This window comes from Parafrankia elaeagni, assembly GCF_000374165.1.
In the GTDB taxonomy this organism is placed as follows: domain Bacteria; phylum Actinomycetota; class Actinomycetes; order Frankiales; family Frankiaceae; genus Parafrankia; species Parafrankia elaeagni.
This window is the reverse complement of record NZ_KB893781.1, coordinates 1-13,768: the sequence shown is the minus strand read 5'-3', so window position 1 is coordinate 13,768 and position 13,768 is coordinate 1. Positions and strand designations below refer to the sequence as shown.

At 73.0% G+C, this 13,768-nt stretch carries 11 protein-coding genes and 1 pseudogene; all 12 read left to right on the top strand.

Annotated features, from left to right (window positions below; genetic code table 11):
* Positions 1 to 537, top strand: a pseudogene (locus B207_RS40890) (PrgI family mobile element protein); the annotation flags it as partial.
* Entirely contained in the window at positions 534 to 2,498 is a 1,965-nt protein-coding gene (locus tag B207_RS0129340; RefSeq protein ID WP_026311569.1) for a VirB4 family type IV secretion system protein, read from the top strand. The pseudogene B207_RS40890 and the gene B207_RS0129340, both read left to right, overlap by 4 nt.
* A 113-nt stretch (positions 2,499 to 2,611) precedes the next feature.
* Positions 2,612 to 5,110, top strand: coding sequence for a type IV secretory system conjugative DNA transfer family protein (locus B207_RS0129335; RefSeq protein WP_026311568.1), 2,499 nt, complete (start codon positions 2,612 to 2,614; stop codon positions 5,108 to 5,110).
* Positions 5,107 to 6,093, top strand: a complete 987-nt coding sequence (locus B207_RS0129330) for a replication-relaxation family protein (protein ID WP_018640262.1) — start codon at positions 5,107 to 5,109, stop codon at positions 6,091 to 6,093. The genes B207_RS0129335 and B207_RS0129330 overlap by 4 nt, the downstream gene beginning before the upstream one ends.
* The gene (locus tag B207_RS0129325) at positions 6,090 to 7,013 is read left to right on the top strand and encodes a C40 family peptidase (protein ID WP_018640261.1); all 924 of its coding nucleotides are present in this window, start codon (positions 6,090 to 6,092) and stop codon (positions 7,011 to 7,013) included. The genes B207_RS0129330 and B207_RS0129325 overlap by 4 nt, the downstream gene beginning before the upstream one ends.
* Before the next feature lie 795 nt (positions 7,014 to 7,808).
* On the top strand, positions 7,809 to 8,108 hold the full coding sequence (locus B207_RS0129320) for a hypothetical protein (RefSeq protein WP_018640260.1): 300 nt from the start codon (positions 7,809 to 7,811) through the stop codon (positions 8,106 to 8,108).
* Positions 8,101 to 8,415, top strand: coding sequence for a hypothetical protein (locus B207_RS0129315; protein ID WP_018640259.1), 315 nt, complete (start codon positions 8,101 to 8,103; stop codon positions 8,413 to 8,415). The genes B207_RS0129320 and B207_RS0129315 overlap by 8 nt, the downstream gene beginning before the upstream one ends.
* Before the next feature lie 88 nt (positions 8,416 to 8,503).
* Positions 8,504 to 9,640: an AAA family ATPase gene (locus B207_RS0129310; RefSeq protein WP_026311567.1), complete on the top strand. Its 1,137-nt coding sequence runs from the start codon at positions 8,504 to 8,506 to the stop codon at positions 9,638 to 9,640.
* An 85-nt stretch (positions 9,641 to 9,725) separates the two neighbouring features.
* Complete coding sequence (locus B207_RS0129305; protein ID WP_018640257.1) at positions 9,726 to 11,450, top strand: hypothetical protein; 1,725 nt, start codon at positions 9,726 to 9,728, stop codon at positions 11,448 to 11,450.
* A 76-nt stretch (positions 11,451 to 11,526) separates the two neighbouring features.
* The gene (locus B207_RS36285) at positions 11,527 to 12,303 is read left to right on the top strand and encodes a hypothetical protein (protein ID WP_018640256.1); all 777 of its coding nucleotides are present in this window, start codon (positions 11,527 to 11,529) and stop codon (positions 12,301 to 12,303) included.
* Between the two features lie 86 nt (positions 12,304 to 12,389).
* Positions 12,390 to 13,055, top strand: a complete 666-nt coding sequence (locus B207_RS0129295; protein WP_018640255.1) for a hypothetical protein — start codon at positions 12,390 to 12,392, stop codon at positions 13,053 to 13,055.
* 242 nt (positions 13,056 to 13,297) lie between these two features.
* Positions 13,298 to 13,663, top strand: coding sequence for a hypothetical protein (locus tag B207_RS0129290; protein WP_018640254.1), 366 nt, complete (start codon positions 13,298 to 13,300; stop codon positions 13,661 to 13,663).
* Positions 13,664 to 13,768 lie beyond the last annotated feature (105 nt).

The window sequence follows — 13,768 nt, the reverse complement described above, 5'->3', positions numbered from 1 at the left end:
GGTGCGGTCGGTGTCGTCGCCGAGGTGGCGGGGGTGAACCTGGCGCTGGCCGGTGACAGCGACACCGCGCGGAAGGTCGCCGGGTATGGGCGGATGCTCAACGCCCTGTCTGGGCGGATCCAGATCACGATCCGCGGGGTGCCGGTCCGCCTCGATCCGCACACCGACCGGCTGCGCGCCCTCGCGGAGCAGGCACCCCATCCGGCGCTGGTCGCCGCCGCCCGTGATCACGCCACCTTCCTCGCCGATCTCGCGGCGACCCGGCGGCTCCGCAGCCGGCAGATCCTGCTCACCGCGTACGAACCGGTTCCGGCGCTGCGCGGCGGCCGGGACACCGCTGCGGAGGCGGCGGCACGCCGCCTCGAGGAGGCCCTCGGCCTGCTCGCTGCCGCGGGGCTACGCGGGCGGATCCTCACCGGCCCGGAGCTGACCAGTCTGCTTGCCTCCGCTGCCGACCCGACCGGGCCACCACCACCCGAGGGTGTCACCGCGGCCGGCCCGGTCCGCGGCCACACCCGGACCGGAGGCCACCGATGAGCCGCAACCACCACCCGCGCATTCCCCCGCAGTCACGCAGCCGCCGGCCTCTGCGTCCCGGTCGTGGGCAGGGGGCGGGTCCGGGGCTGCCGGTGCAGGGTCCGGCGTTGTTCACGCCACCGGCGCTGGTGGTGGATGCCGGGCAGGTCCAGGTCAGCGGCCTGTGCGCGACCACGATCACCGTGGTCGGCTACCCGCGCGAGGTCGGGCCGGGGTGGATGGAACCGCTGCTGGCCTACCCGGGCCGCCTCGACGTCGCCCTGCACATCGATCCGACCCCGCCCGCGGTGGCGGCGCTGCGGCTACGCCGCCAGCTGGGCCGGCTCGAATCCGGCCGCCGCGCCGACGCCGCGGCCGGCCGGCTCGCCGACCCGGAGCTCGACGCCGCCGCCCAGGACGCCGGGGAGCTGGCCCGTCAGGTCGCCCGCGGTGAGGCGCGGCTGTTCCGCGTCGGGCTGTATCTGACGGTCTACGCCGACAGCCGTGACCAGCTCGCGGAGGAAGCGGCGCGGGTCACCGCGCTGGCGCACAGCCTGCTGCTCACGGTGCGTCGGGCCCGGTACCGGACCATTCAGGGCTGGGTCTCCACCCTGCCTCTGGGCCTGGACCTGCTCCGGATCCGCCGGGCGTTCGACACCGACGCACTCGCCGCTGGGATCCCGTTCACCACTCCCGACCTGCCCCTGCCCGACCCGCAGCGCCCCGGTGCCGCCCCGGTCGTCTACGGCACGAACCTGCACTCGGCAGGCCTGGTGGCCCATGACCGGTGGGCGCAGCCGAACTACAACTCGGTGACCACCGGCGCCTCCGGCACCGGCAAAAGCTTTCTTATGAAGCTCGATGTCCTGCGGTCCCTTTACCAGGGGGTCGAGGTCGCCATTGTGGATCCGGAGGACGAGTACGCCCGGCTCGCCGCCGCCGTCGGCGGTACCCGTCTCGCGCTGGGGGCGCCCGGGGTGCACCTCAACCCCCTGGATCTGCCCGCCCATTCCCGCCACGACCCGGACCTGCTGACGCGGCGTGCCCTGTTCTGCCACACGTTGATCGCCACGCTGCTCGGCGATCCCACCGGCGACGGCGGCGGCGGGCTGGGCGCGGGGGGCTGGGCGGCGTTGGACGCGGCGATCCTCACCGCCTACCGGCAGGCGGGGATCACCGGCGATCCTGCGACCTGGACCCGGCCCGCGCCGCTCCTCGCCGACGTCACCGCCGCCCTCACCGCGGCCGAGGACCCGGCCGGCCCGGCGCTCGCCGCCCGCCTGGCCCCGTTCGTCACCGGCTCGCACGCCGGCCTGTTCGCTCACCCGACCACGACCCAGCCCACCGGGCATCTCGTCGTCTACTCCCTGCGCGCTCTGCCCGACGAGCTGAAAGCGGCCGGGACGCTACTCACCCTGGACGCGATCTGGCGCACCGTCGCCGACCCCGCCCAGCGACGGCGCCGCCTCGTCGTGGTGGACGAGGGCTGGCTGCTCATGGCCCACCCCGCCGGCGCGAAGTTCCTGTTCCGGCTCGCCAAAGCAGCCCGCAAGCACTGGGCCGGTCTGGCCGTGGTCACCCAGGACTCCGCCGACCTGCTGGGCTCCGACCTCGGTCGGGCCGTCATCGCGAACAGCGCGACGCAGATCCTGCTCCGCCAGGACCCCAGCGTGATCGACGACCTGCGTCGCGTCTACAAGCTCACCGACGGCGAAGCCACCCAGCTGCTCACCGCCGGCCCCGGTGACGCCCTGCTGCTGACCGGAACCGGGCAGCGCACCGCCCTGCACGCCCTGGCGTCACCGGCCGAACACGCGCTGATCACCACAGATCCGGTCGACACCACCACCGCTCCTGGCGACACTGGCCCGCTCGATCCCGCCTGGCCGCAGGAGACCGACAGCGCGAGCGCCGGCCTGGGCCGTGCTCCTCACCGCCAGGCCGCCCGGCGGCCGGTGGACGACGACGCCGACCCGTTCTAACCCGGCCCGCATCCCCGCCGCGCCGGGTGGTGCCGCCGGGACCCCGGCGGCACCACCCGGGCCACCCCCTCTGCCACGTCCTGTTTGTCCTGCTCACATGCCTGGAGGCATGCATGATTCTCGCTGTTGCGGCCCCTCCGCCGGGGCTTCCCCCCGTCCCTCCACCACCCCCTCCGCCGGCTCCGGAACCCCCGGAGTTGCCGGGGTGGCTCACCGACCCCGACCGGATCGTCTCCGGCGTGCAGTCGTGGCTGGCCGGCCACGCCGGCTGGTGGCCGCTTGCCCTTCTCACCGTCGTTCTCCTGCTGGGCGCGGAGTACGGCCGCGGCCGGGTCCGCGCCCACCGGCACGCGGTGCTGTGTGAGGGGGCGCGGACGGTGGAGATCCTGACCCCGCCCGAGGTTCCCGCCCACGCGGCGGAGATCTTCTGGGGGCAGATGGGTGGCTTGCAACGCCCGTTCTGGGACCGGCTGCTGCACGGCCAGCCGCACCTGGGGTGGGAGCTGCTCGCGACCCGCGCGGGCACGGTGATCCGGTTGTGGGTTCCCGGCCCGGTGCCGCCGGGGATGGTGGAGCGGGCGGTGCAGGCCGCGTGGCCCGGCGCGCGCACCACGACCCGGCCCGCGACCGCACCACTGCCGGACTACGCGCTGGCGATCGGTGGGCAGCTGCGCCTGGCCCAGGTCGACGTCCTCCCGCTGCGCGCGGACACCTCCGGAGACCCGATCCGCTCCCTGCTCAGCGCCGCGTCCGAGTTGGATGACGACGAGGCCGCGGTGGTGCAGCTGCTGGCCCGGCCGGTGACGGGGCGCCGGCTGCGCCTGGCGCGGCGGGCGGCGGCGCGTCAGCGGGGCCAGTACACCCCCAGCCTCGCCGGCCGCGCCCTGGACCTGATCACCCCGCACGCCGGGCCCCGGCCCACGGCAGGGCAGACCGTCGGCACGGCCGGGCCGACACCCCCGGAGGACGCGGCCGCGTCCCGCGCCATGGGCCTCAAGGCGGTCGGCCCGCGGTGGGAAGCCACGGTCACCTACGCCGCCGCCCATCTCGCCCCACCCATGACCAAGCCCAGGCAGAAAGCCGCGGTGATGATGCTGCGCGGCCGGGCCCACGCCCTCGCGTCCGCGTTCGCCCTCTACTCCGGCCACAACTACCTGCGCCGCCTGAAGCTGCCGCACCCGGTCCCGGTGCTCGCCGCACGACGGCTCCGCCGCGGAGACCTCCTCGCCGTCGGTGAACTCGCCGCGCTCGCTCATCTCCCGTTGGACACCGCGGTCCCCGGCCTGTCCCGCGCGGGTGCCGCCGCGGTCGCACCCCCGGCAGGGATTCCCGAGGCCGGGCCCCGGGTGAAACCCCTCGGGGAAACCGAGGCGGGCCGGCGCCGCGCGGTGGGGTTGAACGTTGCCGACGCCCGCCACCATGTGCACGTCGTCGGCGCCACCGGATCGGGAAAGTCGACGCTGCTCGCGAACATGATCCTTGCCGACGCCGAAGCCCACCGTGGCCTGGCGGTGTTCGACCCCAAGGGCGACCTGGTCAACGACGTCTTGGCCCGGCTACCCGCGGACGCCGCGGACCGGGTCGTGCTCCTCGACCCCGAAGACCCCGCCGCCCCGCCGTGTCTGAACATCCTCGACGGCGGCGACCCGGATCTGGCGACCGACCAGCTCGTCGGGATCTTCCGCCGGATCTGGGCTGACTCGTGGGGGCCGCGGACCGATGACCTGCTCCGCGCGACCTGCCTGACGCTGCTCGAGCGGCGCACCCGCACGGGCATCCTCCCGACGTTGGAGGACGTGGTGAAGGTCCTCACCGATCCCGATGCTCGGCGTAAGGCCACCACGGGGGTCACCGATCCGATCCTGCGCAGCTTCTGGGAGTGGTACGGGCAGCTGTCCGAGGGCGCCCGTGCCGCGGCGATCGGCCCGATCCTGAACAAGCTCCGCGCGCTGCTGCTGCGCGGCTTCGCCCGCCAGGCCCTGGCCGCCGGCCCGTCCACCGTGGACCTACGTGAGGTCCTCGACCGCGGCGGGATCCTCCTCGTCCGGATCCCTAAAGGTGTGATCGGGGAGGACGCCTCCCGCATCGTCGGGTCGATCGTGCTCGCGAAGATCTGGCAGACCGTCCTGCACCGCGCTCGCCTGCACCCGGACCAGCGTCCCGACGCCACCTGTTTCCTTGACGAGGCGCAGAACTTTCTGACCATGCCGGGGGCGGTGGAGGACATGCTCGCCGAGGCCCGCGGCTACCGGCTGTCCATGACCCTCGCGCACCAGCACCTGCGGCAGCTGCCCGACGATTTGGCCGACGCCCTGTCGACGAACGCGCGCAGCAAGCTGTTCTTCGGTGTCTCACCGAAGGATGCCGCCGATCTCGCCCGGCATGTCAGCCCGGTCCTCACCCAGCATGACCTTGCCCGGCTTCCCGCGTGGACGGCCGCGGCCCGCCTGGTGGTGGATCAGGCCGACACCGCCGCGTTCACCCTGAGAACCCGGCCCCTGCCACCGGCGATACCGGGCCGGGCCGAGGCGTTGCGGGTGGCGGCGCGGCGGCACACCGCGGCCCCGGATGCGGGCCGGGGGCCTCGGCCGTCCGAGGGGAGTGGGCGGTGAGCGGGTCCGATCGTGCCCTGCTGGAGCTGGCGGGTCGGCTCACCGTCCGCGACCGGTGGCTGCTGGAGATGCTGCTGGAACACCGGGTCCTGACCCGCCACCAGCTCACCCGCCTGGCGTTCACCGGGGAGCGGATGACCCGGATGCGGATGGCGACCCTGTACCAGTTGCAGGCCGTGGACCGGGTCCGCCTCGGCTACGGCATGCGTTCCAGCCCCAACCACTACGTCCTCGGGAACGCCGGGGCGGCGATCCTCGCCGCCCGGCGCGCGATCAGCGTCGCCGAGCTCGGCTACCGCCGGGACAAGCTGCTCGCCTGGGCGACCTCCCCCCGGCTCGGTCACCTCCTCGGCGTGAACACCGTCTTCTCCGCCTGGGTGCATGACACCCGCAGCCGGCCCGAGGAACAGGGGCTGACCGTGTGGTGGTCGGAACGCCGCGCCACGGCCGTGTGGGGACGCTGGATCCGCCCCGACGGCTACGGCACCTGGCAGACCGCGCGGCGCCGCCTCGATTTCTACCTGGAGTTCGACAGCGGCAGCGAATCGCTGTCCCAGGTGGCGCGGAAGATCCCCGGCTACACCCGCCTCGCCGCGTCCAGCGGTCTGACCAGCCCGGTGCTGATCTGGGTGCCCTCGGCGCGGCGGGAACGCGAGCTACGGGTCCGGCTCGCCGCCAGCCCCGCCGGTGTCATGATCGCCACCGCTGCGCCGCTTCCCGCACCCGCCTCCCCGCACGGTGCCCCGTCCCCGGTGCCGGCTCCGGGGGACCTCGCGCCGGCCCGCCACGTCTGGCTCCCGCTGCACGCGAGCACCCGCACCGATCTTGATGGGCTCACCGACCGGTACGGCACCCTGATCACCCCCCGGTCCCCCCTCGACGACACCCCGGAACCCGGCGAGGAGGAGGAGACCAATCCGGCGCCCTCCCCCCGCCCCCCACAGCTGCTGTTCGGAGGAGGCTCACCGCTAGAACCCCAGTGAGCCGGCTTGCCGCTGCCCTGGCCCTTCTCCTGCTCGTCGTGCCGCTGCTCGCCGGTGCCACCGCCGCGGGCCTGCTGGGCGGCGGCATCGGTGGCCAGACGCCGCGGCCCTCTCCCTCCGCCACCGCCGACATCCCCGCCGGCTACCAGCAGCTCTACCTCGCCGCCGCCGCGACCTGCCCCGGCCTGCCCTGGACCGTGCTGGCCGCCGTCGGGAAAGTCGAGACCGACCACGGGCAGAACCCGGACTGGACGTCGGACGCCGGGGCGGTCGGGCCGATGCAGTTCCTGGCCGGCACCTTCACCGCCTACGCCGTCGACGGCGACGCCGACGGCACCACCGACATCAACAATCCCGCCGACGCCATCTACTCTGCCGCGCACTACCTGTGCGCCTCCGGCGCGCGGGACGGCGCGGATATCCCCGGGGCGCTCTACGCCTATAACCACGACACCTCGTACGTGACGCGTGTTCTCACCCAGGCCGACATGTACACCACCCTCGATCCCGCCAGCGCCGGCCCCTCCGGCAGTGGCCCCTCCACAGCGGCGCTGACCGCGGTGGATTACGCCACCGCGCAGCTCGGCCTGCCGTACCTGTGGGGTGGTGACGGCCCTGACTATGGCGAGAATGGGTTCGATTGTTCGGGGCTGACCCGGGCCGCCTACGCCGCCGCCGGAATCACGATCCCGCGGGTCGCCCAAGACCAGTTCGACGCCGGACTACGACTACCCCCAGGGGCTCCCCTGGAAATCGGAGACCTCGTATTCTACGGACCGTCCGACATTGACATCACCCACGTTGGAATTTACATTGGCGGCGGGAATATGATTAACGCCCCCCGGCGCAAAACCCTGGTCCGGACCGAAACCTACGTCCGTCCCAGCTACCGTGGCGCTACCCGCCCCGCACCTGCCTGACCGCATCCCATGCGGCTGACACCCGGGGACACCGCGCGGTCCCAGCGTCCGAACAGGACCGGGCTCACGTGGGAAAGACCGGCGCTGGCACCGGCTCCGTCGCCTCCGCCTACACCGGCGCCATCACCCCCTCCACCGAAGCCGGAGGGGGAAGCGGCAGGCAAAATGGCAGGTCAGCGGCCCGCAGCCCCCTCCGGTCGGCGGCCAGGCTACGCCGCCCGGAGGCCTGGAAAACACGTGCGGCGGCCCGGCGCCCGCCCTGGGGGGCGGACACCGAACCACCACACGGTTTTCCGCCTCCGGGCGGCTATCCGGCCCCTGGGGCCGGCGGGACGCCGGCCCCGCCCGCGCCCGCCTGGGCCCCCGTCAGGCCGGCGCTACGCGCCGGCCTGACGGGCGGCGGCGGGCCGTGCCGGTCGTCTCTGCCATCTCACCACCACCCTTCCGTGCGTCGCGTCCATTCCGTTAGCACCATTCTATCTCGACCCCCCGGCACTCGCATCCCCGTTTCCATGACTCTTTTCGCCCATTACCTATCCACGTGTGCACGCGAATAGCTCGCCATTCCCGTTCAGGCAAGCGCATTTCCATGACTCTTTTCGAAAACATTCCTAAAGAGTCATGGAAAAACATCTTGCCGTTCGTGAATGGACGAGGTTAATGTTGTCCCACACCGAAAACGCACCGCCCGAACGGGAAACGCGAAACGCGAAGCCCGCCCGGGAAACCGGTACCGCGACACGCGACCGGGGTGCACGCCGGAACCCCCCGCCCACGGAAAGGAGGTGACCCGTCATGCGCACACCCATCATCGCGGTGTTCCCCCACCCGGAAGGGTTCTACTACGCCCACCTGGTCGATCCGGACGCCGGGATCAACACCGTCGCCTCGACGCCGTACCCCGTCGACGCCCTGGACGTCGAGCAGGTCGCGTCCCGGCTACGGAAGGTGCGCGGCAACGAGGGGACCCTCGTCCGCCCCTACCGCACCACCCAGAAGTGGATCACCTACGCCGAGCACGAGGGACACCTCGACGCGATCACCGAAGTGTTCCCCCACCCCGCCACCCGCGAAGGGACCGGCCACGATGCCTGAGTCTGACAAGCCCTCCGACTACCTGGCCCTAGGCACCCTGGTGGTCTGGATCCACCACGAGCACGGCGACACGCCGTCGGTGTCGATCTACCTCCGGGACCCTGACGCCCCGACTGACCTGACCGTCACCGTCGAAGACGAGATGATCTTCAAGAGGGGCGGTCGGACGGTGGACCAGGGCGCGATCGACCTGGTGCGCAGCCTGAACGCGCACACCCCCTATGAGCGGATGTCGTGCCCGCACGGGTGCCTGACTGTCGTCCGCCGGCCCCGTGGCCTGCGGCGTCTCCTGCGCCGCCGCCGCTAGCACCACCTTTCCCGGGTGGCGTGTGGATGCCGCGGCACGCCACCCCACCCCACCCGCCCGCTGGTTCGTCACGTGCCTGGAGATCACGATGAGCAGCCCTGCCCCGCCCCCCGCCGCTGAGGCGCCGCGCCTCGCCCCGTACGCCCTACGTCGTCTCGTAGCCGAGTACCTCCTACGCAACCCAGGCCCGCAGGCACCGACAGCGGTGGCCCAGGCGCTCGGGCGGAGTTCCGGTGCGGTCGGCAACGCTTTGGAGCGCCTCGCCGAGGCAGGCCAGGCCGTCCTGACCAGCCCGAAGCCGCTCCGGTACGCCGCCACGGACACCACCCGCGACGCGCTCTCGATCAAGGTCGGGGTCCTGTCCACACCGAAGACCCCACCGGCCCCAGCTCCGCCGACGCCCCCGGCTGCGCCGAGGACAACGCCGGACGGGGGGATCATCCGCCCCTCGGGGCAGGTGTACCGGCCCCGGAAGCTGGCGGACCTGCCGGATGTCGAGGTGTTGCGCAAGCTGCGGGCGGCGGAGGTACCGGTCCTGCTCTACGGACCTCCGGGCACCGGCAAGACCTCGGTGATCGAAGCCGCGTTCGGCGACGACCTGATCACCATCGCCGGGGACGGGGACACCCAGGTCGGGGACCTGATCGGGGAGTACACCCAGACCCCCGACGGCCGGTACGTGTTCATCTACGGGCCGCTGATCACCGCGATGCTCGAGGGACGGGTGTTGCTCGTCGACGACGCCACTCTGATCAGCCCGGCGGTGCTGGCGGTGATGTACCCGGCGATGGACGGCCGGAAAAGGATCATCGTGAAGGCGCACAAGGGCGAGACGATCGAAGCCGCCCCCGGCTTCTACGTGATCGCCGGGCACAACCCCGGGGTGCATGGCGCGATCCTCACCGAGGCGCTGTCGTCCCGGTTCTCCGTGCAGGTCGAGGTGAGTACCGACTTCGCCCTGGCCACCCGACTCAAGATCGACTGGCGGGCGGTGACCGTTGCGCGGAACCTGCACCGGCGCCGCGAGTCCGGCGACATCGGCTGGTCACCCCAGCTCCGGGAGCTGATCGCCTTCCAGAAGATCGCGGACGTGTTGGGCGACGCGGCGGCGGCAGCGAACCTGATCGGGATCGCCCCGGCCGAGGACCGCCCGACGGTCGCGGACACCGTGGAGAAGGCCTTCGGGATGAAGCTCACCCCCCTCGCCCTCGGCGCGCAGATCTAACCCGACCCTCTCGCCCCGCCCCACGACGTGCGGCGGGTGGGCGAAGCCTGCCCACCCGCCGCCCCGCGCCCCGAGGAGCCCCGCCATGCCCGGCGAGCACATCCACACCGACCCGACCATCCCCGCCCCCACCCCCGAGGGGCAGTGGCTACGGATCTCCGCCGCCATGACCCGCGAGGTCGCCACCATCTCCGGACGCACCGACCTGGTCGTCACCTGCGCCCCGGGTGCGGGGCGAGGCGCCCCGGGCGTGCACATCCCCGCCCTCGGCGTGATCGAGGTCGACGCCGCCAGCCTGCCCGCCGACGTGGACCCGACCACCGTGGAAGGCAGCGCGTGGGACGCGAAACGCTACCCGGCCCTGTGGGGAGTGCTCACCCACGAAGGCGCACACGCGGCCCACACCCGCTGGCGTACCCCCACCGACGTCCACACCGCCGCCGGACGGGCCGCGATGCTCCTCGAGGAAGCGCGGATCGAAGCCGCCCAGATCGGACGCCGCGCCGGTGACCGGCGTTACCTGCGGTCCTCCGCCGCGACCCTCATCCTCCCGTCGTTCCTCCCCGACCCGGCCGAGCCATCGGACCCGCCCGCGAGCACGCCGGCACCTCCGCCCGGACACAGCGACCCGCCCACAGGGACACCGGCCCCGCCGGTGCCGATGACCCGCGCCGCCGCCGCCCAGGCCGCCGCCCTGCTCCTCGCCCGTGCCGACGCGGGGATCCTCGGCCCGTCCGAAACCGCCCCGGTCGAGGCGGTGTGCGCCAGCATCCTCGGCGCCGATGACCTCGCCGAACTGCGCCGCATCTGGCAGGCCGCCGGGGCCACCGCCGATGACGACACCGCCACGATGCTCCGCCTCGGCGAGCAGTGGGCCGACCTCGTCGGCGACGACGAGGCGCAGGAGGGCAAGGACGGCACGCTGGCCGTGCCCGCCGGCCCCGGGGCTTGCGGCGAGGGGGCCGGCCCGACCCTGGAGGCTGCGACACCGCTCGGGGACGCGATCGCCGCGACACTCGACGCGATCACCGCCGACCCTCACGGACACTCCCTGGACGGGAAGACCCTCACCGCCGGTACCCGCCCGGCGACCCGCACCGAACGCGCCGCAGCGGGAACGCTGGCCCGTGCCCTGCGCCGCGCCGCCGTCCCCGGGCGGGCCCCCGTCACGGTCACCTCCCCCACCCCACCCGGCCGGCTGCGGATGCGCGGCGCGTTGGCCGCCGACGCCCAACGCGCCGCCGGTGCCCTCCCGACCGCCCGGCCGTTCACCCGCACCCTCCACAAGAAGACCCCGAACCCCCCACTCCGCCTGGGCATCGCCGTCGACGTCTCCGGATCCATGCGGAAATTCGCCGGGCCCGCCGCCTCCACCGCGTGGATCACCGCCACGGCCGCCGCCACCGTCCCCGGCACCCACACCCAAACGGTGATCTTCGGACGGCATGTCCGGCCCCTCACCCACCCCGGCGCCGCCCCGGCAAAAGTCACCAAGTTCGAAGCGGACGACGGCACCGAGGTCTTCACCCAGGCAGTCGACCTACTCACCACCACCCTCGGCCTCGACCGCCCCGGCGGCGCCACCCGCCTCCTCGTGATCATCTCCGACGGGAAATTCCGCACCACCGAGAAGGAGCAAGGCGAGATCAGGCTGCGCCAGCTCGCCGCCAGCGGCTGCCACCTGCTGTGGATCACCCGCTACGAGACGGACACCCCGATCCCACCCGCCCCCGGGATCACCCTCGCCACCCCCGCGCAGACCGCCGCCGCGATCGCCCACGCCGCCCTACGCGCCCTGCGCCCGTCCTAGCCCGCCCCCGGGCGCGGCCCCCACAGCCGGGGCCGCGCCCACCCCACCCCCGCATGTCTCCCGCCAGGAGGACTCCGTGGTCCCGCTCCGTGGTCATGTCGTCATCCGTCCCCACCCCCGGCCCGACACCCCCACCCCGGCGGCCGACTACGTCGTGCCGTTCCTGCCCGAGGGCTGCCCGGCGGCCCTCCCCGGCTGGCCACTGGCCGACGGGGTCTACGACGGGCCCCACCGCGCCACCGCCTGCCCGGAATGCCTCCCCACCCGGCGCCGCACCGCCTACATCGGGGACCCGTACTACCTCACCCGCGCCCCCGACCAGCCGCTGATCTACCTGCTCGGCTCCACCCCCACCCACGGAGTGAACCCCAGTCTGGCCACCGTCCTGGACGAGACGGGATTCACCTGCGCCGGCTGGCTCCCCCTGCCCGGCCTGGACGACACCTTCGTCTTCGACCACCCCACCGACCACACGCGGGTGATCCTGCACTCCGCCGGAGTGGAGTTCCACCTGCGCCACCCCGGCACCGGCCAGCGGTTCCACGCCCACCTCGGGCGCCGCTTCGATCCCGTCCAGCCGCGGGTCCTGCTCGCCGAAGGCGGATACCGCCCCGACGAAGACACCGACAGCACCCCACCCGCCCGCAGCGTGCACCCCGCACCGCCGCCCGACGGGCGGCCCCTCACCCCCGGCGAAGCCGCCCACCTGATCACCACCGGCGACCACACCGGCGCCATGCGGGGATCCCTCGTCCTGGACGCGGTGCTCCTCGAGGCCCTGCACGCCGGGTGGATCACCGCCGTGCAGATGCCCGACGGCAGCCTCGCCTTCACCCTCGCCAACCCCTGCTGACCCAGCCCCTCGGCCCGGGGCCAGGAAGTAGCCCCCTGCGCCCCGGGCCGCCCACCACCCGCACCCCACATGGCAAGGAGCACCCCATGAACCAGCCGCCCACCGGCCAGCGCGCCGACGGCGAGAAGCCCGCCGGTGAGCAGAAGCCGGCACCGAGCCCATCCCCGGCCCTGACCGGTACGCCTGCGAAAGCGGAGCCCCTTCTATCTCCCGTATCTCGTATCACGGCCGCCGAACTTGCCATCGGTGACCTTTACCGCCCCGCCTCCCCCAAGGCCCAGGCCAGTGATCGCGCCGATTACGGCACTGACCTCTGGATCGTTACCGCTGCCTTCAAGGCGCCGGTCCTTCTCGACCGTGACGATGTGGAGGCCCTCCTGCACGCCCACCCCGTCGACCAGCCCGAGGACGACGGACCGCAGTACTACACACACCCCACCGACGAGGTCGACCGCCTCGCCCGCCTTCTTGACGAGACCGCCTCCCGTAGCGATGAGACCTATCAGCTGACCCGGGTGTACCGCCTTCCCGAACACACCCTGCGCGTCAAGGCCACCCGGAATCCCTACAGCCACCAGTCTGCAGCCACCGCCGACCTGATGACCGCGTCCGGGTGGACGCACCTGCTCGCCGAGCCGGTGAGCCTCTGGCACGCCGCGACCCCGTACAACCCCACCGACATCCGGAACACCCTCAGCCCCCTCGCCACGCGGCTCCTTACCCGCGCCCAGCGCATCCTCACCGCCACCTGATCGCCGGAACACCCGAAGGAAAAGCCGTCGAGGCAGGACCAAAGAATCCTCGAATGCGCGCCTTCCACGTTCCCGGAATGCGATCCGGAAATTGTTTACCGCCCCGGTATGTCGAGTTACGATTCCGCTGCGCGCCGCTATCCGATCGTCCGGTCCGATACGCGCGGCGTGTATTCCGATAGTCCCCGGCGTGCACCGGGGTGCCGGAAAACCGCCACCCACCGTGAAACGGAGCTTTCCCGATGCATGTTTCCGATGTCACCAGCCGTGTCCTGGTCCAGCTTCGTGAGGCCGGTGACTATCCCGACAACCCGTTCCTCAACGCGGCCGATCTGGTCCCGTTCTTCCCGGACGGGTGCCCGGATGAGGCGCCCACGGACTGGCCGCTCGACACGGTCGACTACGAGGCGCCGCACGCGAGCACGATCTGCCCCGGCTGTGTCGAGTCGTGGCGTGCGGACCACCGGGTGTCCCAGCCGCGCCCGGTCCCGGCCGGCACGCCGCTGAGCCTGCACTTCCCGTGGGCCGCCTCCCAGCCGGTGCCCGCGACGCCCGGGAACGGATCCCGCCCCGGCACCACCCCGCAGCCGGCCGGCACCTCCGCCTGATCCTGCCCGCCCCGGGGTGGTGCGCCCGACCAGCGGGCGCACCACCCCGCCGACCGGCCCCACCTGTCCGGCATCCCTCGCGAAAGGTCCCGCGCATGCCTGTCC

Bases quoted from the DNA above. Each gene is read 5' to 3' on its own strand.
- B207_RS0129295 (WP_018640255.1), top strand. From the start codon at position 12,390: ATGAACCAGCCGCCCACCGGCCAGCGCGCCGACGGCGAGAAGCCCGCC.
- B207_RS0129315 (WP_018640259.1), top strand. From the start codon at position 8,101: ATGCCTGAGTCTGACAAGCCCTCCGACTACCTGGCCCTAGGCACCCTG.
- B207_RS0129320 (WP_018640260.1), top strand. From the start codon at position 7,809: ATGCGCACACCCATCATCGCGGTGTTCCCCCACCCGGAAGGGTTCTAC.
- B207_RS0129305 (WP_018640257.1), top strand. From the start codon at position 9,726: ATGCCCGGCGAGCACATCCACACCGACCCGACCATCCCCGCCCCCACC.
- B207_RS0129335 (WP_026311568.1), top strand. From the start codon at position 2,612: ATGATTCTCGCTGTTGCGGCCCCTCCGCCGGGGCTTCCCCCCGTCCCT.
- B207_RS0129340 (WP_026311569.1), top strand. From the start codon at position 534: ATGAGCCGCAACCACCACCCGCGCATTCCCCCGCAGTCACGCAGCCGC.
- B207_RS0129310 (WP_026311567.1), top strand. From the start codon at position 8,504: ATGAGCAGCCCTGCCCCGCCCCCCGCCGCTGAGGCGCCGCGCCTCGCC.
- B207_RS0129290 (WP_018640254.1), top strand. From the start codon at position 13,298: ATGCATGTTTCCGATGTCACCAGCCGTGTCCTGGTCCAGCTTCGTGAG.